The sequence below is a fragment of the Pseudomonas cichorii genome (assembly GCF_003700275.1).
Taxonomy (GTDB): Bacteria; Pseudomonadota; Gammaproteobacteria; order Pseudomonadales; family Pseudomonadaceae; genus Aquipseudomonas; species Aquipseudomonas cichorii_B.
Genome location: NZ_RBRE01000004.1, coordinates 92398 through 115846 on the forward strand (window position 1 = coordinate 92398; position 23449 = coordinate 115846).

Here is a 23449-nt window from a genome sequence, read left to right on the forward strand (position 1 = left end):
GGACTTCCTGATAGTTATCGATACAATATAACATCTCCGATGAGAATTATTACTAGATGTGGATGTAACCGCATGTAAAAATCTTTGAGCTATAAAAGCTGGGTTGGAGACATGCCGCGATCTCCCGCCAGCCCGACACATTTCATCGCCAGAATTGCCGTCGGATCGACCAGCGAAACATGATGCCGATTGATCCGAAACACCTCGCTATGCGCCAGCACCAGTGGCAATTCCGTGCAGCCCAGAATCAACACGTCAGCGCCCAGCTCGCACAGATGCTCCGCCGTCAGCAGCAGTTGTTCCCGGCAGAGCCCTTCGGTAAATCCGGCCTTGATCCCGCGTTCGCCGTAGATCGCCTCCATCACCATGTTCTGGTAATCGAACCCCGGCGTGATGAGCTGCAACCCGGCGCGCCGTGCGGCCTCGTGGTAGACCTGACTCTGCACGGTACCGGAGGTTGCCAGCAGGCTGACGCTCTTGCCCGAGCCGTAGCGCTGCACGATCCACTCCACCGTTTCGCTCAACATATTGACGATGGGCACCCGCAAATGCGGCTGGATACGCTCGACAAATGCATGAGCGGTATTGCAGGGAATGGCGATGGCATTGGCTCCCGCGCTTTCCAGGCGCTTGCAGGTTGCGTACAGGGCCATGGTCGGATCGGTTTCATTGCGTAGCAGGCTGGCGGTCCGGTCGGGGATCTGCGGGTTCTGCTCGACCACCATCTTGATGTGTTCCTGGTCCTTTCCCGCAGGCGTATGCGCAACCACCTTGCTCATGAAATCCACCGTTGCGGCGGGGCCGACGCCGCCGACAATCCCCAGCTTGAACGGCGGTTGCGCGGGTTGGCCGTGCTCCTGGGTCGCGAAGTTCGCGTGGATCTCATTGATATCCAGAACCGATATCCCGCGACGCTGCAGGTCGGCGCAGACCAGTGACAGTTCCGTCATGCCGGGGACGATCAGCGTGGCGCCCTGTGCCTGCAGGGCCAGACACGCCTGATAGACCGTCTCCAGCGGGGCCCCTTCGAGATGTCCGTCCTTGATGCCGCTGACCCCGTACATCGCTTCCATCAGTGCCGACTGTGCTTGCGTATCGGGATAGACGATCCGGAAGTCCTGACCCAGATAGCGCTCGAACAGCCCTGAATGAACGACGAAGTCCGAGGCAATCACGCCCAGGGTGGTTCCGGGTCTGGCCATGCTGCGAATATACCGGGCCAGCGCGTGCATCATGTCCAGTACCGGAATGCCCAGTTCTTCCTGGATTTCGGCCCGGAACGTATGGCTGGCGAAGCAGGGCAGAATCACCGCATCGACGCCGCTTTCCTCGAACGACTTGCACACCTGAAACACATAGAACTTGCGCGACGTCATGTTCGCGCCCTGGTCCAGAGGCAGCAGCACGTCCTTGAACGGGTGCTGCTCGAACAGGAAATGGTAACGGCCCTGATCCTCAAGCACCGCTCTGGATTTGACCAGCTTGTAGAAGAGGTCACCGCCAGCCAGAGAACCCAGCCCCCCGACAATTCCTAGCTTGCGGCCCGGGGCTTCCTTGCTGGCCGACTTCGATTTGCTCTTCATGGCGAGATTCCTCAGGCGACCGTAACCGGGTGTGCGGGATTGGCAGCCGCTGGGTTATCGGCGTCCTCATCCAGCTCTGCATGTGGCTCCGATTTCGCGACTACGGCAGTGGCGATGCTGTTGCCCACCACGTTGGTGGCGGTGCGCGCCATGTCCAGGAACTGATCGATCCCGATAATCAGCAACAGCCCGGCTTCCGGCAGGTTGAACATCGGCAGTGTGGCGGCAACCACGACCACCGAGGCACGTGCCACGCCGGCCATGCCCTTGCTGGTGATCATCAGGGTCAAGAGGATCAACAGTTGCTGGGTGAAGCTCAGGTCGATGTTATAGGCCTGGGCGATGAACAGGATGGCGAAAGCCTGGTACATCATCGAGCCATCGAGGTTGAACGAATAACCCAGCGGCAACACGAAGCTGGATACCCGCTTGGGCGCGCCGAATTTTTCCAGGGCTTCCATGGTCTTGGGGTAGGCCGACTCGCTGCTGGCGGTCGAAAACGCCAGCAGAATAGGCTCGCGAATCAGCTTGCCCAGGGTGAACACCGAGCGCCCGAGAAACAGGTAACCGGCAGCAAACAGCACCACCCAGAGCACCGCAATGCCCAGATAGAACTCGGCGATCAGTTTGCCGTAATCCACCAGCAAACCGAGCCCCTGGGTAGTGATCGCCGATGCGATGGCGGCAAACACACCAATCGGTGCCAGAGCCATGACGTAATCGGTGATCTTGAACATCACCTTGGCCAGCTCATCGATAGTGTCGGTAATCCTGGTGTAACCGGCGCGCCTGACGCCAGCCAGGGCAAAGCCGAAGAACAGCGAGAACACCACAATCTGCAGGATTTCATTGTTAGCCATGGCCTCGGCAATACTGCGCGGGAACACATGGCCGATGAATACCTTGAGACTGAAATCGCCAGTATTGACCGGTACGGCCGCTGTCGCCTGCTGGGCGACTTCCATATTCAGTCCGGCGCCGGGCTGAAACAGATTGACCAGGCCCATGCCGATCGCCAGCGAGATCACCGAAGCGGTCACGAACCAGGTCATGGCCCGCAACCCGATGCGTCCGACTGACCTGGAGTTGCCCATGCTGGCAATGCCACCGACCAGCGTCGCGAATACCAGAGGCGCGATGATCATCTTGATCATGCGCAGGAAAATATCGGTAATCATCGAAAAGTAGGAGGCAATCCGTTTGGCATCCTGCTCGCTTCCTGCGAAATGATGACACGCCCAACCCACCAGCACGCCAAGTGCAATGCCCATCGCAATTTGCCGGGGAAGTCTGTTTTTCTTCACGAAGCTGTCCTCAAGTGATTTTTTGATCTTTTTATTCGGCAGGAGACAAGTCTGATTGGCCCAATGGCTCTTTTGGCCCCGGTGCTGTGGCGATTCTAGGCAAGCGCCTGAACGGCATGATGAGTAATCCGGCTAAACCCATGCGCTTTTGGAATAGTTGGCGAAATAGCCGCTATAGCGTCGTGAAGCCGACATAAAATGCGCCTCTCAGCGCAGGAGAGACATGCATGCAAATCAAGTGGCTGGACGATCTTCAGGCCATCGCCGAATGGAAGAACTTCTCCCGGGCGGCCGAAATCCGCTGCGTGACCCAACCGGCCTTGTCGCGGCGGATCCGCTCTCTGGAAGAGTGGGTTGGCGTCGAACTGGTCGACCGCGGCACCTATCCCGTGCGCCTCACCGCAGCCGGCAGCGCCTTCTGTGAAGAAAGCCGCGAAGCGCTGGCGGGTCTGCTCAGACTGCGCTCAACCCTGCGCGAAGTGGAACGCATGCCCGGGCGATCCATCCAGGTCACGGCGGGGCACAGTCTGTCGATGACCTTCCTGCCCAAATGGCTTTCGCAGTTTCAGCAACACAATGAGCAATTCAATGCGCGGGTCGTAGCAGCCAACATCCATGACGCGGTGATTGCGCTGGAGGAGGGCAGTTGCGACCTGATGATCGTCTACCACCATCCGCTCGCACCGATCCTGCTGAACGCCGAACGCTTCGGCAGCCTCGCTCTTGGGCACGATGCATTCATTCCCTTGTGCGCTCCCGACAAGAAAGGCCAGCCGCTGTACCGCCTGCCTGGCAGCACTGCAAAGCCCGTCCCGCATCTGGCCTACACCGCAACCACCTTCCTGGGCCGGGTCGCCGACATCGTCATCAAGAACGGCCCGTCTCCGGTCAAACTGGAACGCTGCTACGAAGCCGACATGGCCATGCTCCTGATGCGCATGGCCATCGAAGGCTACGGCGTAGCCTGGCTGCCGCAAAGCGCGGTGGTCGACGAGCTGGAGCGTGGACTGCTGGTCAGGGCCGGGGGCGAGGAGTGGAGCACACGACTGGAGATTCGCTCGTATTGCGCCATTGCCAATCAGAATCCGACCATGCGGGATTTGTGGAAGACTCTGGAGGGGGCTTCGCGGTGTGTCTCCATGCCGGTGGAGTGATCACTTTCAACTGAATTGCTCCCACTCGCAGGAGCGGATTCATCCGCGAAGGCGTATTTCAAACCGCCGTGCCATACACCCGATGCAACTGATCCCGATAAAAATCAAACGCTGCCCGTGCGCCGGCGATCACTTCCTGGTCCTGTTCTTCCGTCAGTTCCAGGGCGTCCAGTTGCTGGACGAAGGCGCGCCAGTGCAGGGCGCGGCCGTCTTCGTGGGCGGCGAGGTGACGGGCGCCGTGGGTTTCGTGCAGGTCGAGCTGGCGAGTTTGTTTGTACAGGATCGCCGCGCCGAGGTTTGAACCTTCGCTGCAATACAGCCAGCCGAGTGCCTGGTAGGCCGATTCGATACTCGCTGGCTGCGGGCTTTGTGGCGTTGGCAGTGCCAGGTCGTTCAGGTCGGCTTCGACGGCCGGGAAACGGTTGAGCTGGCTCAAACCGGGCAGCAGTTCGTTGAGGCTTTCATTGAGGTAGACCGGTTGCAGCGCACCATGAAAACCGTGTTGCAGGCGCAGGAAGTTGCCGTAGTTTTCAATGCTGCGGAAAGGCTCGTTGCGCATGACCAGGTCGTTGATGTTTTCGTGTTCGGTATGGGTTCCGGTCTTCAGTCGTTTGGCGCGTGACAGCGGTTCTGCAAGGGTGGCGGTGGACATCTCGGACTCCAGCATGAAAGTAGAGCATCACCATAAAGTCCGCTTCCGGCGCCAACAATCGCCGGTCCATTAAGAGTTGTTAAGGTCAGAAAGCGGCTTCGCGTATAAGTACCGCTACCACGTTTTTCCAGGCATGCAGCAGCGGGCTGCGCGTCTCGGCGTCGATGCTGACGTTGCCCCGGATGGCCTGTTCGATAGCGGGTGACGGTCCGCTCGGACGCAGCAGAACCCGGTAGACCGCCTGTTCCGGTATCGGCTCGTGTTCCTTGTTCAGGCGGGTGGCGATACTGCCTTGATAATCCGAAGCCAGCTCGGGAGCCGAAGTCAGTTTGCGTACGGCGGTCTGCTCAATGCTGCGGACCTGCAACTCGATGCGCGCTCTGGACAAGTCCTCGGGATAGAACCAGGCACGATTGTCTGCCGCGATGCGCTGCATGTCCTGTTCGCTGACAAAGGCTTCGATCAGCCCGTTGTCGGGTGCGGCAAGGGTCGCCAGCCATTCTCCGGGCGGCAGCCATTGACCCGCCGCCAGAGGTTCGGCGATGTCCACCAGCGTGCCGTCGAAAGGCGCACGAATCTGCAATTGTTCGATCTGGCTACGTAAGGCGTTGTAGCGCTCCTGGGCGCTGTCCAGTTCGCGCTGGACCACGGGCAGGCGGGCGGCGGTGTCCTTGTCCATGTGCTGGAAGCTCAGTTGCCAGCGCAGGGTCTTGATCTGTAGTTCAAGACTGCTCAGCTCATGGCTGAGGGTGGGCGCTTCGAGACTGAACATGGCTTGATCGCGCTGCAGCACCTGACCGGGTTTTACATGAATGTTTTGCAGTCGCGCGCCATTGGGCACCAGTAACGTGGCCTGCTGGCTGGCGCGCAGCAGCGCTGGAGCCTGCACGCTGCTGCGCCATGGCAGGCATGCCGCGAGCAGCAGTGCGGTGAGCACGGTGGCGGTAATCAGGGTATTGCGGTTCATGCGGTAGTCCTTGCGGCGCCTGGCCCAGTGTTGCAACTCGCGGAAGATCGGCATCAGGATGAAAACGCCGATCTCGACGGCGAATAACAGCAGCCCCAACAACTTGAATGCGAAGTGATAGACCAGCAGGGCAATGCCCAGAAACAGGAAAAAACGGTAGATCCAGGTGCCGAAGGCGTAGATCAGCAGCGTGCGCTCCAGCCAGGGCTCGAACACTTCCGGACGCGGATCCTTGAGGCCGAACAGCCATTCGCGCAGACGCCAGCGGGCCAGGGCAAAGCCACGGCCTTGCAGGTTGGGTACGTCGAGTGCATCGGATAACAGAAAGTAGCCATCGAAGCGCATCAGCGGACTGAGGTTGATCGCCAGGGTCAGAATCCAGGTGGTGGTCGCCAGCATGAAGGCCGCACTGCGCCACGGGCCGTCCGGCAGAAAGCTCCAGAGCAGGGTGGCCCAGGCCGCCAGCGACAGTTCGACCAGCATGCCCGCGGCGCCGATGGCCAGCCGTTGCCGCCGTGAGGTCAGGCGCCAGGCTCCGGTGGTGTCGGTGTAGAGCACCGGCCACATAACCAGCAAGGCCACGCCCATGCTGGCAACCCGGCAACCGAAACGCTTGCAGGTGTAGGCATGGCCCAGTTCGTGAAGCACCTTGGTGCAGCCCAGGGTGATGGCCGCCAGCAGCGCGCCTTCCAGGGTGAAGAAGTGCAGGAAGGTATGCACGAAAACGTCCCACTGCCGGGCGACCAGAATCAGGCCGATCAGGCCTGCCAGCAAGGTCAGAAGGCCAAAGCCGCGACTCATCAATGGCCGAACCCACGGCAGGCTGCGCTGCAGAAACGCATCGGGGTTGACCAGCGGAATGCGTACGAACAGGTAGTTGTGCAGTAGCCAGCCAGCCCAGCCGTGGCTTTGTTGCTGGCTGATCCTGAGCAAGCGCTGGTTGCCCTCCGGGCCTTGAGTCTGAATCAGTTGCAGGTTGCCCAGAAACGCCGCGAAGCCTTTGACGTCCTCGATGTCCAGAGTCAGGGAGGTCCGGGTATTGATCGCGTCGAGCACCTTTTGGCTATTGCCGGTTTCCCAGCGTGCGAGCATTTCCACTTCGGCCCAGCCGAGGCGGAAGAACTGTCCACGCGCCGGGTCTTCCAGGGTCCAGCTCGGTGAGCCGTCGCGCAGCCGCGGGCCGCGATGCAGTTTCAGTTCCTGGCGCAGGGCTGGCAGGTCCATCAGTTACAGGCCCACATGAATACGCAGGGCGGCCAACGGGCGGCGCAGCAGGTAATAGAACAGCACGGTCGGCTCGGCATACAGTTTGGCGCTGCCTTTGAGGCCGATACGGATGCGCGGGTCCTGAGCGTCGAAGCTACTCTTCAACCGATAGGCCATGATGCCGTCGGGATTGACGCTGGCGCGATAGCCGATGCGTTGCAGAGTGGCCGTCAAGGGAGCACCAGGGTCGGTATTGAGGAACAGTTTCACCGGTGTTTGAGGTTGCAGGTCGATGGCATCGGCAACCGGCAACTGGATTTCCAGATCGGCATCCTGCGGCTCGGCAATCAGCATGATGCGCTCACCCAGAGTGACGGGACGGCCGATCCAGTCACTGGGATCATCGAAAATCGCAATGCCGTCACGGGGCGCGTCAATGCGCAGACGCTTGAGGTTGGCGGTATAGAACCCGACATCGTTTGCGGCCTGCTCGCGGCGGCCTTGCAAAGTGGCCAGCGTTGCCTTGCTACGCTCGTCGAACAGCGCCTGTTGCTGAGCCTGACGCAGTTCAGCATCGGCCACGGCATAGGCCTGACGCGCCGACTCCAGGTGGTTGGTCTGTTCACGGGTGTCGAGCTGCACCAGTGGCTGGCCTGCGCTGACTCGCTGATTGGGCTGGACCAGAATCCGATCGACTACAGCAGCCAGAGGCGCACGCAGCACCGCCGGGTCACGGGCGACGATTTCTGCCGGAGCCAATACCGACTGGCGCACCGGCAGCATCAAGACGGCGGCCATGGCCAGTGCGGCAAGCCACCAGAGTCGCTTGCGCTTGCCCGGCAGTTGGCGGCGCGGGCGATGTCCCAGCAGGCTGCTCCAGGCGTGGCCATAACAATCCAGAAGCAAGGGTGCCAGTAGACGCTCGGTGTCGCGCAGCGGTGCATCGCGACTCAGCAGCAAAGCGCCGAGCAGCGGACCGCCGGCTTTTTGCAGCGGCAGCCAGATCAAGTGCTGCGCAAAATACTCGTTCCATTGCGGCTGGTCTTCGGTGGCCAGCGTCGAGACGCTCAGCTCATGGATTTGCCGGGCATGGTCGGTCTGCTCCCAGCGCCGGCACTGGCGGTTCAGCCAGCTGACCATGGGCGCTTGCTGCTCCACCACCGCCAGCCCTGAGAAGCCTTGCAGCTTTTGCGTGTCGCAGCGCCAGAGGATCGCCTGGCGATATTCGAGCAGCGTGCGGCTGTCGTTGAGCATGATGAAGCCCAGCGCTTGCAGGCTGTCGGCGGCGCGCACTTGCTGCTCCAGCTGGACCAGCAAGGTCAGGTGTTCCATGGAGCGGCTGTGAGGTTGTGCGGTGGGCGCCTGACTCATGACTCACCCGGCGCGCTCAGCTTCGCCACGCCGCTCATGCCGGGCAGCAGGCTGTCATCGCTCTGGGTGATGCGTCCGAACACTTTCACCGACTGGCTGACCGGATCGATGATCGCGCCTATCCGGCTGATCTGCGCCGGATAGTCCCGGCCGCTTTCGTCCAGATGGACGCTGAAGTTCTGGCCCGGCTTGAGCCAGCGCAGCCAGTTGGATGGCACGATCAGTTCCAGTTCGTAGGCGCTGTCATCGTAGATGCTCAGCAGCTCCTTGCCCTCGGCCACGTACTCCCAGCGTTGCGCCTTGCGCGCAGCCACTCGCCCGGAGAAGGGCGCACTGATCGCGCAGCGGCCCAGAATCGCCTGATTGATCCCGCTCTCGGCTCTGGCAACGGCCATCGCCGCCTGGGCCTGGGTAACATCGGCGACGCTGATGGAGTTGAGCTTGTCGAGACGATTGGCGACTTCAAGCTTCTTGCGTGCGCCTTCCTGCACGGCGGCGGTGCGGTTCAACTGTGCCTGGTAGACGCTGCAATCGAAGGCCACCAGCCGGTCACCCTTCTTGAAGCGTTCACCTTCCTTGATCGACAGCTCGGTGATTTTTCCGGCCACTTCACTGGACAGGGTGGTCTGGGCAATCGGGCTGAGTTGCACGCGCAGAGTCGGTTGCGGATCTGCGCCATGGGCCATGTTCGCGGCGACGCCGATCAGGATCGCCAGCCAGGTCTGCGAAGCGCTTTTCAGGGCGCTGCGGCTTGCAGGTTGCTCAGCGTGCATGGGCCGCGCTTCCTTGTTCCTTGAGCTCCGCGCCTTGCAGCGAGCCCAGGCTGTCGAACATATCGACCCGGGCGACCGGCATAATGGCGACGGCTCTGGCGGGTAGCGGGTTGTTTGGCGCAGCAGCATTCAGCGGCGTTTCATGGCGTGGGATCTGCACCTGACCACGGGCCAGTTCCACTGCATTGCGGGCGATGGCCTGGGTCAGTTCGGCAATGCTTTCGCCAGCCAGACGCTGGGGCAGGGGGTCGAGCCCGGCGGCCTGCTGGATGGCGCCGTAAGTGGCCTGCAGCTCGGCAAAGCTGCGATCACGAGTACGTTTCGCCAGCACGGTTTCGGTTTCGATCCGGACTTTTTCCAGCAGGCTCTGCGCCTGGCTGCTGTAGGCACTTTCACTTTGCGCGAGGATGCCGTCCTGCAAGCGTTGCAGTTCGTTGGAGCGCTCGAACAGTTGGTTGGCGCGCTGGTATTGCTGCCAGGCCACGTTGACTTGAGTCAGCACCGCCATGCGCACTGCCTGACGGCGTAATTCGGCCACGGCTTCGCGGTTTTCACCGGTTTTCCTGATCGACGAGTAAGACAGCACGCTCATCAGATTCCAACTGATCTGCATGCCCGCATCGGCCCATTGCTCATTGACCAGATAGCTGTTGCTATCACGGTTCAGGCCGGCGAACAGATTGACGCCGGGCAGCAGTTTGAGCATCGCCATGCGGGTTTCCAGCACCGCATTGCGGGCCTGATAGGTTTCCTCGCGGATTTCCGGGCGGCGGGTCATGGCCAGGGTTTCCAGATCATCCAGGCTGTAGGCCACGCTGGGCGGCGTCATGCTGGCGTCATCCGGAACCGCCAGGGTGTACTGGCTGGCTGGCGGGATGTTCATCAGCCCGGCCAGACGCGACTTGGCCAGTGCCAGTTCTCCGTCCAGCACTTCCAGCTGGCGGATCATTTCCACCAGGCTTTTCTGGTAGCGCAGCGAGTCGATTGGCGTCAGCAGTCGCTCGCGTTCGGTCACACGCGCCTGCTCCAGTGCGGCGCGGGCCTGGACCAGAGTTGCTTGCACCTGAGGCTTGAGGCGTTGTGCGGTGGCGGCGTCCCAGTAAGCGGTACGCACTTGCTGGATGATGTCGGCAATCACGCGTCGGCGCCGTTCTTCGGCGGCCAGGCTCTTGTTGGCCTGGACTTTGGCACCGAAATAGCTGATGCCGAAATCCAGTACGTTCCACGACAACTGCAAGTCAGCCGTATGCCCCGAGCGATCAGAACTGGTGGACGGCTCCAGCGACTGGGTGCGGGTACGCACCGATTCGCTGGACGATCCTGCGACATTGTCGCGGCCACGCCAGCCTGCGCGGGCAGCCAGTTGCGGCAGCATGCTCAGGTTCTGGATATCGAGCAGGCCTTCTTCCATGGCCTGTTCCATCAGGCCCAGACGTTGTTGCAGGTTGTATTTCACCGCCCGGGCCATGGCTTCGTTGAGGCTGACCGGACGGCTCAGGGGTTCCTGCTGATCGAACATCTTGCTGCGGTCGGTGCTGGCCTGGGCCAGTTGCTGTTCCAGGCTGACGGGCTCGGGTTTGACCGCGCAGGCGCTCAGGCCGGCCACGATGCAGCCGATGGCCAGGCACAGAGTTGTCTTGCGCAGCGCAAAGCCAGACAGGCGCTGTTCTTGGGTGAGTCTGAACATTGTTGCGTTTCCCCTGAAAAAGATCATGCGACGCGCTGGTCGTTGTTGGTCGCTGCGTTGGCGACTGTTTCTGTATCGCGTGTTGGCGCGTGGTGGTTGTCCAGCAGCGAGAGCAGGCTTTCCAGCAGGCTTTCGGCCTGACGTGCCAGGTTCAGGCTCGGCGCGCTGTCCTGCAGTTGTACGCGCAGGGCCTGTTCTGCTGCGGGCACTGGTACTTGAGGGGCTGCCGGTGTCTGTTGGGTAGCGGCACCTTGAGGCCGCTCACCGGTCTCGATCTGCACCGGCGTGCGTTGTTCCTTGCCTGAGCTGTCGCGGGTGATCAGCAGCAGATTCAGGCGTTGTGCGCTGGCCAACTGGCGGTTATCGACGCTCAGCTTGCCGCTGCGCGGGTCGAAACGAATCCAGGCGGGCAGAGGCAAACCATTGTTCAGGCGTAGCAGCGGGCTGCCCTGGCTGGCACTGAGCAACGATTGCGGCAGTTGCACTTCGCTGGTCCGGGCATCGCTGCGGGTATCGACCTGCATCTGCCAGAGTTCTCCCGTCTGTGCCGATTGGCTGGAAGCCAGGGTGTCGCCGAGGATGCTGCTACTGCCGAGCAGTTGCTCGCTGACACTGCGCTGGCTCGATTCCAGACCGTTGGCGTCGGGCAGCACAGTGCTGAACAGGCTGTTTCTGTCTGTCGGCATGCCGCTCTGGCCGAGGGTCGTTGGCAAGGGGGCATTGGCCGACTCGACGCTGCTGCGCTCGGCGAAGCCGTTCGGGCGCAGGCCCAGCAGCGGTGCCGATTGCAGGGGCACGATGACCGGCTCGGTCACGCTGTTCGACGGTGCGATAACCGGGGCTTCCCCGGCAGTAGGCGGCGGGGTGATGACGGTGCCGCCATTGTCCGTTACCGGTGGCGTGACGCCTGTTTCGCCACCTCCGCTGACTGGCGGTGTCACGACCGTTCCATCGCCACCAGTCACGGGCGGCGTCGTGCCGGGCGTACTGCTGGCCGTGATCGCGACGCTGAAAGGGGTGCTGGTCGAGCTCAGCAATCCATCGTTGAGGCTGACCGCCAGTTGCACCTGGGCAGGCGGCGTTGAGGCGTTGTTGCCATAGGTCAGCTGTTGCAGCACCGATTGCGCCTGGGCCTGACTGATATCGCCGATAAAACGGATGGTCAGGCGACCAGCGTCCTGGCTGAACGTGGCAATGGCGCTGTTGTTGAGCAGGATCTGGCTGCCATCGCTGGACAGGCTGACGCTTGCCGAGCCTTGCAGGCCGAAACGGTCGTCGGCACTGGCGCCTTGTGCTCGTTCCAGAGTCAGGATGGCGCCGTTGTAATTGCCTGCGCCCTCGTTCAGCGCATCCAGCTCGGCGTCGCTGAGCAGCCCGTGAGGCGCAAGCAGCACTGCATCGCCGCCCTGGGTAAAATGTGCAGCGCTGGTCGGGCTGCTCAATATCACCACATCCGAACCTGACCAGCTACTGCCCAGCGCATACAGGCTGCCGTCTGCGGCGCTGACGAGGTGCTCGAAACCTGTCGATGAAGAGTAGGCACGAACGAAGCTCAAGGCGCCGGTCGTGGCGTCCCTGCTGTACACCAGCAGGCTTGGATCACTGCCGTTGTGGCCCAGATACAGGGCACTGCCATCGGCGCTGAGGCTGATGTCGGTCAGTGAGTAGACGCTGCTCAGTCCATCCCTGATGGTGCCTGCCAGGGTCAGGCTGCCATCGCTGGCGCGGCTTAAAATCCTGACCGAGTTGTTGCTTCTGTCCGAGACGTAGAGGAAGTTGCCGTCGCTGGACAGGCCAAGTCCTCCGGTTGACGTGAGGCTTTGGCCATTGCCCAGCGTTGTGAGAGAACCTGCATAGGTCAACGCACCGCTTGTGCTATCACGGTTGAAGATGGCAATACCGTTGTCCCAGCTGGCGCTGACGTAGACCGAGCGGCCATCGCTGGAAATCACCAGGTCCGAGCCCTGGCCAATGCCGTCCGACAAATGTCCGACCTCGGTCAGGCCGCCCTGGGCATTGATCGTGAAGGCGCTGATGCCAGGGTTTGAGTTGTCGGCGCTGACCACATACATGGAGTTACCGTCGGCAGACACCACCACTTGCCCGAAATAGTCAGTGCTCGTTTCGTTGCTGGCGACAACGCCGACATAGCTGAGTGCTCCGCTGATGACGTCGCGCTGGTACAGGGTAATGGTCGAAATGGTGCCCGAAGCGTTCTCGGAAGTGGCCTCGGAACCTGCCACGTAAAGAAACCTGCCGTCGGCTGACAGGGTCACCGATGACACGCTGTCCAGGCCTTCGAGGAAAATATCCCGGTCGCTGAAATACTGGTCGTCGCTGAAGCTGCCTTGCGCGACCAGACCGTCTGCCGTCCTGGCATAAATCGTCAGGGTCTTGCCGGCCACGATATAGACGAACCTGCCGTCGCTGGAAGTGCTCATGGCCGTGGGCGCCGAATCAACGCTGCCGGGTACCAGATGAGTGGGTTGTGTCGGATCGGTAATGTTGGGGGAGGTCAGTACCGTGCCCAGATTCGGATTGCTGACGCCGGGTGCGGTGTTGGCGGTGACCTCCAGCGTTGAAGCAATGTTCAGCTCGCTGACGTCGGTTCCGCCATCCAGTGTGCCGCCGCTGTCCTGGATGCTGACCAGCGTTACGGTACGGTTGCCCAGAGTCGGGGCCTGGCTGGCATTGCTGTAGCGGATCCCGTCGACCAGGGTTTGCGCCGCGTCCGTGCTGATGCCGTTGGCGGGAGTAATGAGCAGCGTGGCGGTGCCTGCCGACAGGGTCACGGTATAGGTGTAGTCACCGACGGTCCGGGTGCCATCCACCAGTTCGACAAGGGTGCCATTAATGTTCAGGCGTTCCTGACTGCCATCGCTCAGACCGCTGATTTCCAGGCGCAGGCCAACGATGGATTGACCCTGCTCCACGGTCGAAATCAGGGTGTCGCTGAACAGCGCGCTGTTATTGCCGAAACTCAGGGTCGGGTTCAGCGCAGTGGCTGTCAACTCCGGGGCGTCGTTGATTTCGGTCACGGTTATGGAGATTTCATGCAGCGTCGAGGTCAGGCCGTCACCATCGTTGATCGACAGGTTCAGATTGATCTGACTGCCCGGATCACTGTTTTCATTGGCATAGGTAATCTGTTTCAGGACCTGATTGGCATCCGCGGCGCTGACCGGCTGGCTGGCGCTGAAGGTCAGAACCAGAGTGCCGTCTACCTGACTGAAACTGGCAATCAGGTTGCCGTCCTTGAATATTTGCTGGCCATCGGCGGACAAGGTAAAGCCATTGCCTTCCTGAAAGCCGAAGATATCGGCCGCATGGGCACCTTCGCTGCGCACGATCCGGATATTGGCCTCGCGGTAATCGCCATCGTTGTCCAGTTCGACGTCGTTGAAGCCTGCGTCTGCAAGCAGTAGCAGTGCAGGCGCTTTTTCGGTGTAGTCCAGATTGCCCGGTACGTCGCTGAGCAGCGGTGCGCTGTTGGCGCGCATGGTCACCGTCGACGTCAGGTTTAGCGCGCTGCTGTCGATGCCGTTATTGGCTGTCGTACCGTTGTCGCGAATCAGCGTCAGGCTGATCACCCGATCAGGGCCGCTGATGGCGGTGCTGTCGTTGTAATAACCGATACCGTCAATCAGCGTTTGCGCACTGGACACGCTGAGCGCGCCGCCACTCAGGCTGACACTGGCGGTTGTGCCGCTGACGCTGACTGTATAACTCAGGCCGCTGCGGGTGGTGCCGCTATTGCCGTCAGTCAAGGCAATGCGCACGCCGTCGATGGCCAGCATTTCATTGGCCCCGTCCTGGATACCGCTAACGCTCAAGTCCAGGCCGCTGACCAACTGCGCTCTTTCGCCAGTATCGATGACAGTGTCGCGGAACATGCTGACCGGGTTGCCCTGGGCGGAGTATCTGGGGTCGCTGGCGGTCGTGGTGAGAGTCGGGGCGTTGTTGATATCCAGCAGGCGCACTTCCACATTCAGCGAAGTACTCGCACCCTGGCCGTTATCGAAAGCCAGGACCATGACTGCCAGGCTGCCGGCATCCGAGCTGGTGTTGTTGTAGCCGATCTGTTGCAGCACCTGATTGGCCAGCGCGGAATTGACCTGGCTGGTAAAGGTGATGCTCAGGCTGGAGCCGTCGGTGGCCAGGTCGGCAATCGCGTTGCCATTGTTGAGGATCTGCGTGCCGTCACTGCTCAAGGTCAGGGTGGCGGTTTGGAGAAAGCTCAAGCGGTCTTCGGCGTTGGTTCCGCGCTGCGGTGTGACGCTGAAACTGGCGCCGTTGTAGTCACCATTGCCGCCGTCGAGTGCGTCCAGGGTCGCATCGCTGACCTGCGCATCGCTCAACCGTTGCGCAAGGCTGCCTTCCAGATAACGGGTGCTGGCTTCCTGAAGAACGCCAATGCCGGAGCCGGTGACAATCACGCCGCCATCGACACTGAGCTGGATTTCCCGGACGTCGCTCTGGTTACTCGCCGTGCTGTTGAGCAGCACCAGGCCGGCAGTCGTGACGCTGTAGCGATTGATGCTGCCATCGCTGAGCGTGGCGTAGAGCGTGCTGCCGTTGCTGCTCAGGGCTGCGGAGGTAATATTGGCCTGGCTCAGGGTGCCCTGCACCACAAAGGACTGACCTTCGACCCTGACGGTCACGATGCCTTCGGAGGTGGTGACATACAAAGTCTCGCCATCGGGCGAAACGTTGATCTGGCTGGGGGACTTGAACGACAGCGTGGTGCCGGCGCTGTCCTGCTGGCCGTCACGGATATAGAACGGCGAGCCAAGATTGCCGTCGGCATCGCGTTGATAGGCGATCAGGGTGTGCTGCTGGAAGGTGGCGCTGAAAAAGACGTAGTCGCCATGGGGCACCATGGATGTAACCCTGAACATGTAGGGTTCACTCCAGGAGCTGGATCTCAGGTGCCCTAGCGATGTCAGTGAGCCGCTGACGGTATCGCGATTGAGGATTTCCACGCCGCCGTTGCCGTTATCGGTGAGCACATACACCGACCGACCATCATCTGAGATAGACAGACTCTCGATGGAGTTTACGACATGGCTTTCGAGATAGGTCAGTTGTCCTGTTGTGGTATCGCGAGTGAATACCGAAAGGGCATTATTGCCCAAGGTGCTGTCTGTAACGGGCTTGCCCGTCATGATCAGTGATTTGCCATCCTGGCTCATTTGCATATCGATGAGAGAGGTGAGCTGTGTATCACTGCTTGTCAGGGTATTGCTTAACGTCAGTTCACCCGTGTCGAAATTACGGCTGAATATCGCCAGCTCACCCTCACTGCTGCCCACATACAGGGTCCTGCCATCGCTGGAAAGTTCGGCCTGGGCAATATCGCTCAGGCTGCTGACGCTACTCAGGGTTTCAAGGCTTTTCAGGGCGTCGAGACTCAGATGAGCGCCGCTTTCGGTCGCCAGCGTGGTAGTGCGCTGGCTGTTGGCGGCACTTTGCTGATCGCTGCCTGAGGTACTGCTGTCCTCGTGTGCGGCACTCGTTGCTGCCGCCGTGTCCGCAGGCTCGGTGGTGCTTTTATCCGTTGCCTGACTGGCGCCTTGCGCTTCGCTTGCAGCAGCGACATCCGCAGCCGTGGCAACGGCCGCTGCGTCGAACATCATCCGCGGTTCAAGCGTCAGATACAGACGCTGGAGGCGCGGACGGGCAGGGGAACGCTCAGTCATGGGAACAATCCTTGGGGGCAGGAACGCAAATGGGGAGGCGCATCATTCGATCAGCAATACGCGGTTGGCCTGGCTCTTGAGTTCGTTGGCGATGCTGTCGAACGCGGCCTGCAGGTCGCCGCTGGTGTTCGATGACTGCCCCTCAATGACATGCAGGCGCTTGCCGCCATCGGTGCAGGGGTTCAGCCAGTCGGCTGGCGTCACGTAGTGTCCGCCTGGACTATTGATGTCTGTGGTGTTGCGAACCACCGCGTAGAAAACGATGCCGTTATCGCTGAACGACTGGCAGGTATCGAGATAGTCGCGCAGTGTTTCCTTTTCCGAACGCCAGGCTGAGCCCGAATTCCAGTTCATCAGCAAAACAATTGCCTTGCGGTTAGGGCCGCTGCCATCGGCATTGAAATCCAGTGGATATTTGCTGTCGCCCCAGCCACTGTTGCCACGCCAGTTGGGTGACAAGGTGCTGCCGGCCCATACCAGCCCTGGCAGTGGATGGATCTGCCAGTCGCCTTTGATTTCACGCACGCGCTCTTCGATCTTGCTGCGGCTGGCTTCCAGAGGCAGCAATGGTGCGTTGGGGATGGTGTGATCGGTCATGATTGTCTGGTCAGCGCCGTCTGCATCCACTGTGCTGAGTGAAAACATGCGTCGCTCGGAAACAACAGGGCGATTGTCCTCCGGGTTGAGGTAAAGCATGTTTGCGGTCAAGCGCATCTTTGACTGGGCAGGAGATGCGATCCAGTCATAGGTCTTGTCCCTGTAGTTGTCTCCCCGGTAGAAGCTCTGGCGTCTGGCCCGGCGGTCCGGAAACATGATGTTGCTCAGGTCGCCGTATTGCCTGTAGAAACCACGTGTGCTCAAGGCCGGAATGGGATCTTCAGTAATCAGTGCGTCCGGGGTGGTCCATTCTTTTAGCCGTGGCTGACTGTTTCGGCTGTAATCGGGGTCGTACAGATTGACCTCGTTGCTGAACGGAATAATGGCTACCCGCAGGTTGTCCTTATCTTCGCGGGTTTCTCCACTGCTGTCCTTGCCGAAGAGTAGGCCCAGGAAATGCTCTGTGGCTTCGATATGCATCTGCGCATCCGGACTGGGGCCGGAGATTATCGAAGCAAAGTTGACTGACGAATCAATCGCCAACGCCACCTCCAGCGGCTTGCTGATCAGCTCGGCCGTGGAATGCACGGTCAGGTCCTGGCTGGCATTGCCGCTGACCTGCGGATCGTGGCGGGAGGTTGCGGTTACACGGTAGGTCGGGTTGCTGTCGGCACTGCGACCCTCCTCGACGCTGACTTCACCCAGGTTATCCAGAAGCTGCGCGTCCATGCCCAGGTTCTGGCGCACATAAGCGGTGGCAAACCCGACCGGGTCCTGGCTGACGTTCTCATCGCCGTCGGCATTGGCCCGGCCGATGGCCAGCGCGGCGGCGTCGGTGGCGCGCTTGAGTTGCGAGGCGTTGCTGGTCATGCGCGTCAGGTCTATCGCGTAGGCACTGGCCAGTAACAGGCCGCCAGTGGCAAGAATCATGAAGGGCGCGACGTTACCGCGCTGAAGCTTGCGATTGAGCATGAAGCGGTCATTCCTGAAGGGAGCCGGATTGGATCAGCAGGCCGCCATTACGGCAGCCTTGAGGTTCATACAAGAATAAGAATCTTTCCCAACTAGCAGCAAGGCTGGCTCCATTAAGAAGGCTTAATCAACTCTTTTCCTTGTCCAGACCGGCTTCCTGCGCCAGGTCCTCGGCCAGTTGCAGATCGCTGTTCTGCATGCGATCAAGGGCAACGCTTTGCAGGATCCGGCCACCGAACAGGTCACTGCTCATGGCCAGTTCGGTACTGGCCTGACAGGTCTGCACGACCAACATCGAAACCGTGTCTTCCTGCCGGTCTTCGGAGCCCGATGAGGTGGGGCTGTTCTCGGGCAGTTCGCCACTGTAGAAACTGCCGCCGAAAGGGTCGTCGCACAGCCCGGTGGCCGGGCCGCGTTGCAGATGCCAGACCACGTCGCCGCTGCGCCGGACCTGAGCGATGAAAATCTGATAATTGTCCCGGCGCGGGCCGCGTATGTTGTCGATCAACTGTTCCAGGCCGGCACTGGTCAGCCGGTCCTGGATCGCCAGGATCGACGACAGCGTCGAGGTGCTGCGCTCCATGTCGGCCTTGGCGCGGCTGAGGTTGTAAAGGTCGGCGCAGATGAAGCCTGTGCCGAGGATGATCGGCAGGGCCAGTGCGGTTTCCAGCAGGGCGCTGCCGCGTTGCTGCGTACGCTTGATCATTGCTCGTTACCAATCAATGCAGTGTTGTAGAGGTTGCCCAGCACCTGGCGGTACTCATAGGTGAAGCGGTCGGGCAGGGCGAGCAGCCTGGGCAGTGCGGTGATGTAGGTCTGTTGCAGGTTCACCTTGACGACGATGACCGGCTGGCTGCCGTCGGGCAGTTGCGTGGTGGATTCATCGCTATTGGCTTCTTCGCCGCCCATGACCTGTAGCGCGCTGTAGGACGTGGCATCGACCTGGATTTCGTTGGCCTTGAGGTAGCCGTAGGACGCCAGCAGGATTCTGTCGGTGATCAGCGGCTGCAACTGCTCGGTCGCCATCAGGTCGATCTTTTCGTGACGCAGGCCGCCCAGCGCCGAGTCCAGCGCCAGGTTGCCGATGATCACCACCAGCGCAATGCGCGCCAGCTCGAAGAACATCATCAGGCCAATCAGAATCACTGGCATGATCAGCGCGGTTTCCACCGCCGTCACACCGCGCTGGCGCTGGGGGCCTTGCAGCGCATGCATGCCCGGCTTCACTGCGGCGTGCCAAGGGCCAGCGGACGCTGGCTGGCGGCGAGCAGTTCGGTTGCGGCAGGTGAGCCGGCATGGATGCGGGCGACGCTGGACTGCAAGGCTTGCAGCAGCTCCTCGGTATTGGCATCGGGCAGGTTGCGACTCAGGGTCTGGCGTGCCTGATCGTTATCGCCCTTGAGCAAGTGGGCCAGCGCCAGATTCAGCACCAGGCTGGGTGTCGCGTTGAGGCTGGCGCCCTGTAGCAGGGTGATGGCCTGCTGCGGCTGGTTGCTGCTCAGGTAGGTCATGGCCAGATTGTTCAGCGCAGGCTGGTTGGACGGGTCGATTTCCAGCGCCTGCTGGAACAATTGCTGGGCTTGCCCGGTCTGCCCAAGGCTGTTGTTGGCCACGCCCAGGCCATTGAGGCCTTCGGTACTGTCCGGCTGGGCCTTGAGCGCGCAGGTGAAATCCTTGAGCGCCGCCTGAAGCTGATTAAGGGCCAGGCGAGCGCGGCCCATGCCCAGGCAGGTAATCAGGCTTTCGGATGCACTGAGATTGTCGGCACCCCCCAGCGCATGCCGGGCACGACCGTAAAGCTCCAGCGATTGTTGCGGCTTGCGCACCAGCGCGGCAACGCTCGCGTATTCCAGCAGCTCACGCGGATCGAGCTGCTGGCGCTGGTCCATTCTGGCGTAGACCTCGGTAGCCGCTTCTATACGGCCGTTATCGCGCAGCACGCGCGCCAGCCGCAGGGCTTCGGCGCTTTCCTTTTTACTCAGTGGCGCATTGCTCTGTGGCTGAGACTTGTCTGTGCCAAGACCCGGCAGGCTGGCGCAGCCACTCAGGCCGGCGATCAGCAGCGAAAACAGGGCAAGGCGTGAAAGGGACAGAGGTGAGGACACGATATTCTCCAGAGACAAGGCAAGCATCAGTTTTGCGCCAGGGCGCGGACCAGACGGATCATCGCCGGGGCGCCCATGACCGCGATGATCGGCGGCAGGATCAGCACCATCAGCGGCACGCTCATTTGTGCAGGCAGCTTTCCGGCTTTTTCTTCGAGGCCCAGCACCAGGGTCTTGCGACTTTCATCGGCAATGGTGCGCAGCGCCTGGGATAGCGGCGTGCCGTAGCGTTCGGCCTGGATCAGGGTGGCGACCATGCTTTCGATTTCCCGCACACCGGTGCGCTCGGCAAGGTTGAGCAAGGCCCGCGAGCGGTCGCTGACGATTTGCAGTTCGGCAAAGGTGTAGCGCAATTCATCCGCAAGTTCGGGAGCCGACAGCGCCAGTTCCCGGGCCACCACCTGCATGATGCGTCCCAGCGGCAAGCCGGCTTCGGCACAGATCACCATCAGGTCCAGGCCATCCGGGACCGAGCGGGCCATGCGTCCGCCGCGCCGCGCTGCACGCCATTTCAGCCAGGCTTCGGGCAGGGTACTGCCGACGAACAGGGCGATCAGGCCCATGGCCAGACCCTTGAGGCCAAAACGGCTCTGGGCATCCAGAACAGCGAACAGCACGACACCGAGAAACAGCAGGCCATTGGCATATTTGGCGACCATCAACAACCCGAGACTGGCCTGGGCACGAAAGCCCGCCATGCTCAACAGGCGATTGAGGTGCTGACGATCCTGGGCGGTGCCGGCCAGATGCTCGCCGACCGAAGCCAGTGGCAGCAGCAGACGTTTGGCGCTGGCCGACAGCGCCAGTTGATCGGTGCGCAGGATATTGGCCTGGACCTGTTGCTGGCGGTTGTCCTCGCTGCGCCCCAGACGCAGGTTCAGGCTTTTTTCCGACAGGCTCAGATACCAGCCGAGCAGGCCCAGGCCAATCCCGCTCAGCATCACACCGAGGGCGAGCAGAATCAGGGTTTCGTTGCTCATGATTGTTGTTCTCCGCAAAGACGAGGTTTCATCCGACCCGGCTCACCATCAAGTGGTTGATGACCAGCCCCAGAGTGACGCTGGCGATGGCGTAGAACAGCACCATGTTGCCGGTGGGGTCATTGAGCAGAAAACGGAAATCCTGAGGGGCATTGATGTACATGTAGCCCAGCATGGCGGGCACCAGCGATGACACGATCTTGGAAGAGGCGCGCGCTTCGGAGGTCTTGGACAGAATCTTCAGTTGCAGCTCGTGACGGTCGCGCAGGGTGGCCGACAGCCGGTCGAGGGTTTCGCCCAGTCGGCCACCGGCTTCCTGGTTGATGATCAGGATCACCGCGAAGAAGCGGTATTCGGCCAGTGGTACGCGCTGGGTCGAATCCTGCATGACCCGCCGCAGCGGAACGCCCAGGCGCAGCCAGTGATCGATGATCGCGAACTCCACGCTCAACGGCCCGCTCAGGTGTTCGGCAACCAGCGCGAAGGCATTGCTGATCGGCACGCCTGCACGGCAGGTCCGGGTGATGGAGTCGATGGCTTCGGGCAGCGACTGGCGCAACTGTTTGTAGTATTTGCCCAGCGCCTGACGATAGAGCAGGGTGAACAGCGCAACCGCGGCGAATACCGCGATCAGGCTGCCGAACAGCCACGGCATGGGCGTATCGCGCCCGATCACGACCCCGGCGAAGAAACCGCCCAGGCCGAACATGATGGCCCGGGCCTTGAGCGTCTTGCGCCAGCCCAGCAGGTTCAGGTTGACCCAGATACGCGCAACGTGGACGCCAACGACCGGAACGTTGCCCAGCGGTGCGCTCTGCATTTCGCGCATGATGCTTTCGGCCTGGCTGTTCGGCGCATTGACCGGCACCTTGTCGCGCAGCAGTTGCTCCAGGCGCGCGGCACTGTCTGCGGCTCGCTGGCGGCGTTTGCTCAGGCTCAGCAGGCCATAGAACGCGAACATGACGCAGGCGAACACCAGCAGGGTGAGCAGATCGAGAACGGCTTGCATGGAGTGTTCCCTCAAAGATCGCCAAACAGATGCGAATGTTGGTTGTAGAACTCCGGGCGTTGGCCACTGCCGACGTAGTCACCGAGAATCTTGCCCTGGCTGTCGGTGGAACGAACCTTGAAGCCGAACAGCTCCTGGGTCTGGATCACATCGTTTTCCATGCCGCAGACTTCGGTGATCGAGACGATGCGCCGCCCGCCGTCGCGCTGGCGCTCGACCTGCACCACCAGATTCACGGCACTGGCTATCTGGCGTCGGATGGCTTCCATGGGCAGTTGCATACTGGCCATCATCACCATGTTTTCCAGACGCATGATGGCGTCGCGCGGGGTGTTGGCGTGGACGGTGCAGAGCGAGCCGTCATGCCCGGTGTTCATGGCCTGCAGCATGTCGAAAGCCTCGCCGCCGCGCACCTCACCGAGAATGATCCGGTCCGGGCGCATGCGCAGGGCGTTGCGCACCAGGTCACGCTGATCGACCTTGCCGGTGCCTTCGGCGCTGACCGGACGGGTTTCCAGGCGCACCACATGGATCTGTTGCAGTTGCAGCTCGGCGGCGTCTTCGATGGTCAGGATCCGGTCGTCTTCGCTGATCTTCTGCGACAGGGCATTGAGCAGTGTGGTCTTGCCCGCACCGGTGCCGCCGGACACCACGATATTGAGCTTGGCAATCATGGCGCGGTTGAGCACCTGGACCATTTCCATCGACATGGCATTGCGTGCCGCGAGGGATTCGAGAGTCAGGTTGCGGCGCATGAATTTACGGATGGAAATGGTGGTGCCGTCGATGGCCAGCGGGTAAGTGATGACGTTGACCCGGCTGCCATCGGCCAGCCGTGCATCGACCATCGGATTGGCTTCGTCGATGCGGCGCCCGACACCGGCGGCGATGCGCTGGGCAGTGTTGAACACATGTTCTTCGTCGAGAAAGGTGATGCTGGACAGCTCCAGTTTGCCGAAGCGCTCGACGAACACCTGTCCCGCACCGTTGACCAGAATATCGTTGACCGTATCGTCGGCCAGCAGCGGCTGGATCGGCCCGATACCGAGCATTTCGTCGAGCATTTCGCTGGCGATCTGTTCTTCTTCGGGGCGCGACAGTTGCAGGCGGTTTTCATCGCAGATGCGCCGTATCTGGCTTTCGATCTGCTGGCGCAGCTTGTCGCGGCCCATGGCCGCAGCCTTGAGCGGGTCGATCTGGTCGTAGAGAAAGCCGCGTATCAGGCGCCGGTTCAGATTGGCGCTGCTGTCGGCGTTCTTGAGCGTCGGGTTGGCCTTGGTCGGGTTGACCTTGTGCATCTCGCTGGCCGGTTCGCTGCTTTCTTGCACAGGCGAGGGCGGAGCAACGGGGGCGAGGGTTCTGGGCTTGCGTATCAGCATGATCCGGTTCC

General features: G+C 61.2%; 16 protein-coding genes. 1 reads left to right on the plus strand and 15 read right to left on the minus strand.

Going from position 1 to position 23449, the window contains the following annotated elements; genetic code table 11:
• Window positions 1-89: 89 nt before the first annotated feature.
• The gene (locus ALQ04_RS01340) at window positions 90-1583 is read right to left on the minus strand and encodes an aspartate/glutamate racemase family protein (RefSeq protein WP_122313917.1); all 1494 of its coding nucleotides are present in this window, start codon (window positions 1581-1583) and stop codon (window positions 90-92) included.
• Window positions 1584-1594: 11 nt separating this feature from the next.
• Window positions 1595-2887, minus strand: a complete 1293-nt coding sequence (locus ALQ04_RS01345) for a dicarboxylate/amino acid:cation symporter (RefSeq protein WP_122313919.1) — start codon at window positions 2885-2887, stop codon at window positions 1595-1597.
• A 227-nt stretch (window positions 2888-3114) separates the two neighbouring features.
• Between ALQ04_RS01345 and ALQ04_RS01350 the strand changes: the two genes are divergently transcribed.
• Window positions 3115-4041, plus strand: a complete 927-nt coding sequence (locus ALQ04_RS01350) for a LysR substrate-binding domain-containing protein (protein WP_122313921.1) — start codon at window positions 3115-3117, stop codon at window positions 4039-4041.
• A gap of 58 nt (window positions 4042-4099) precedes the next feature.
• Here ALQ04_RS01350 and ALQ04_RS01355 read toward each other — a convergent pair whose 3' ends face one another.
• The 13 genes from ALQ04_RS01355 to ALQ04_RS01415 form a co-directional block, all read right to left on the minus strand.
• Entirely contained in the window at window positions 4100-4693 is a 594-nt protein-coding gene (locus tag ALQ04_RS01355) for a biliverdin-producing heme oxygenase (protein ID WP_122313923.1), read from the minus strand.
• A gap of 85 nt (window positions 4694-4778) precedes the next feature.
• The gene (locus tag ALQ04_RS01360) at window positions 4779-6884 is read right to left on the minus strand and encodes an HlyD family efflux transporter periplasmic adaptor subunit (protein ID WP_122313925.1); all 2106 of its coding nucleotides are present in this window, start codon (window positions 6882-6884) and stop codon (window positions 4779-4781) included.
• A gap of 3 nt (window positions 6885-6887) precedes the next feature.
• Window positions 6888-8237, minus strand: coding sequence for an efflux RND transporter periplasmic adaptor subunit (locus ALQ04_RS01365; RefSeq protein ID WP_122313927.1), 1350 nt, complete (start codon window positions 8235-8237; stop codon window positions 6888-6890).
• A complete protein-coding gene (locus ALQ04_RS01370; protein ID WP_221033378.1) occupies window positions 8234-9010 on the minus strand; it encodes an efflux RND transporter periplasmic adaptor subunit in 777 nt (258 codons plus the stop codon). Before ALQ04_RS01370 ends, ALQ04_RS01365 begins: the two co-directional genes overlap by 4 nt.
• The gene (locus ALQ04_RS01375) at window positions 9000-10697 is read right to left on the minus strand and encodes a TolC family protein (RefSeq protein WP_221033379.1); all 1698 of its coding nucleotides are present in this window, start codon (window positions 10695-10697) and stop codon (window positions 9000-9002) included. Before ALQ04_RS01375 ends, ALQ04_RS01370 begins: the two co-directional genes overlap by 11 nt.
• A gap of 23 nt (window positions 10698-10720) precedes the next feature.
• Window positions 10721-16396 (minus strand): beta-propeller fold lactonase family protein, encoded by a 5676-nt coding sequence (locus ALQ04_RS01380; protein WP_122313931.1) that lies wholly within the window; start codon window positions 16394-16396, stop codon window positions 10721-10723.
• A 42-nt stretch (window positions 16397-16438) separates the two neighbouring features.
• Window positions 16439-17965 carry a TadE/TadG family type IV pilus assembly protein gene (locus ALQ04_RS01385; RefSeq protein ID WP_122313933.1) on the minus strand — a complete coding sequence of 509 codons (1527 nt, stop codon included), beginning with the start codon at window positions 17963-17965 and terminating at the stop codon, window positions 16439-16441.
• A gap of 127 nt (window positions 17966-18092) precedes the next feature.
• Window positions 18093-18671 carry a TadE/TadG family type IV pilus assembly protein gene (locus ALQ04_RS01390; protein WP_122313935.1) on the minus strand — a complete coding sequence of 193 codons (579 nt, stop codon included), beginning with the start codon at window positions 18669-18671 and terminating at the stop codon, window positions 18093-18095.
• Window positions 18668-19180 carry a TadE/TadG family type IV pilus assembly protein gene (locus ALQ04_RS01395; protein WP_122313937.1) on the minus strand — a complete coding sequence of 171 codons (513 nt, stop codon included), beginning with the start codon at window positions 19178-19180 and terminating at the stop codon, window positions 18668-18670. The genes ALQ04_RS01390 and ALQ04_RS01395 overlap by 4 nt, the downstream gene beginning before the upstream one ends.
• An 8-nt stretch (window positions 19181-19188) precedes the next feature.
• Window positions 19189-20070 carry a tetratricopeptide repeat protein gene (locus ALQ04_RS01400; RefSeq protein WP_221033380.1) on the minus strand — a complete coding sequence of 294 codons (882 nt, stop codon included), beginning with the start codon at window positions 20068-20070 and terminating at the stop codon, window positions 19189-19191.
• Window positions 20071-20096: 26 nt separating this feature from the next.
• Window positions 20097-21050: a type II secretion system F family protein gene (locus ALQ04_RS01405; RefSeq protein WP_122313940.1), complete on the minus strand. Its 954-nt coding sequence runs from the start codon at window positions 21048-21050 to the stop codon at window positions 20097-20099.
• 28 nt (window positions 21051-21078) lie between these two features.
• Window positions 21079-22059 (minus strand): type II secretion system F family protein, encoded by a 981-nt coding sequence (locus ALQ04_RS01410; RefSeq protein WP_122313942.1) that lies wholly within the window; start codon window positions 22057-22059, stop codon window positions 21079-21081.
• 11 nt (window positions 22060-22070) lie between these two features.
• Entirely contained in the window at window positions 22071-23438 is a 1368-nt protein-coding gene (locus ALQ04_RS01415) for a CpaF family protein (RefSeq protein ID WP_122313944.1), read from the minus strand.
• Window positions 23439-23449: the final 11 nt, after the last annotated feature.

Coding starts and splice junctions, on each gene's coding strand:
- ALQ04_RS01385 (WP_122313933.1), bottom strand. CDS start 17,965: ATGCTCAATCGCAAGCTTCAGCGCGGTAACGTCGCGCCCTTCATGATT.
- ALQ04_RS01380 (WP_122313931.1), bottom strand. CDS start 16,396: ATGACTGAGCGTTCCCCTGCCCGTCCGCGCCTCCAGCGTCTGTATCTG.
- ALQ04_RS01395 (WP_122313937.1), bottom strand. CDS start 19,180: ATGCATGCGCTGCAAGGCCCCCAGCGCCAGCGCGGTGTGACGGCGGTG.
- ALQ04_RS01375 (WP_221033379.1), bottom strand. CDS start 10,697: ATGTTCAGACTCACCCAAGAACAGCGCCTGTCTGGCTTTGCGCTGCGC.
- ALQ04_RS01350 (WP_122313921.1), top strand. CDS start 3,115: ATGCAAATCAAGTGGCTGGACGATCTTCAGGCCATCGCCGAATGGAAG.
- ALQ04_RS01340 (WP_122313917.1), bottom strand. CDS start 1,583: ATGAAGAGCAAATCGAAGTCGGCCAGCAAGGAAGCCCCGGGCCGCAAG.
- ALQ04_RS01360 (WP_122313925.1), bottom strand. CDS start 6,884: ATGGACCTGCCAGCCCTGCGCCAGGAACTGAAACTGCATCGCGGCCCG.
- ALQ04_RS01410 (WP_122313942.1), bottom strand. CDS start 22,059: ATGCAAGCCGTTCTCGATCTGCTCACCCTGCTGGTGTTCGCCTGCGTC.
- ALQ04_RS01405 (WP_122313940.1), bottom strand. CDS start 21,050: ATGAGCAACGAAACCCTGATTCTGCTCGCCCTCGGTGTGATGCTGAGC.
- ALQ04_RS01390 (WP_122313935.1), bottom strand. CDS start 18,671: ATGATCAAGCGTACGCAGCAACGCGGCAGCGCCCTGCTGGAAACCGCA.
- ALQ04_RS01370 (WP_221033378.1), bottom strand. CDS start 9,010: ATGCACGCTGAGCAACCTGCAAGCCGCAGCGCCCTGAAAAGCGCTTCG.
- ALQ04_RS01365 (WP_122313927.1), bottom strand. CDS start 8,237: ATGAGTCAGGCGCCCACCGCACAACCTCACAGCCGCTCCATGGAACAC.
- ALQ04_RS01355 (WP_122313923.1), bottom strand. CDS start 4,693: ATGTCCACCGCCACCCTTGCAGAACCGCTGTCACGCGCCAAACGACTG.
- ALQ04_RS01415 (WP_122313944.1), bottom strand. CDS start 23,438: ATGCTGATACGCAAGCCCAGAACCCTCGCCCCCGTTGCTCCGCCCTCG.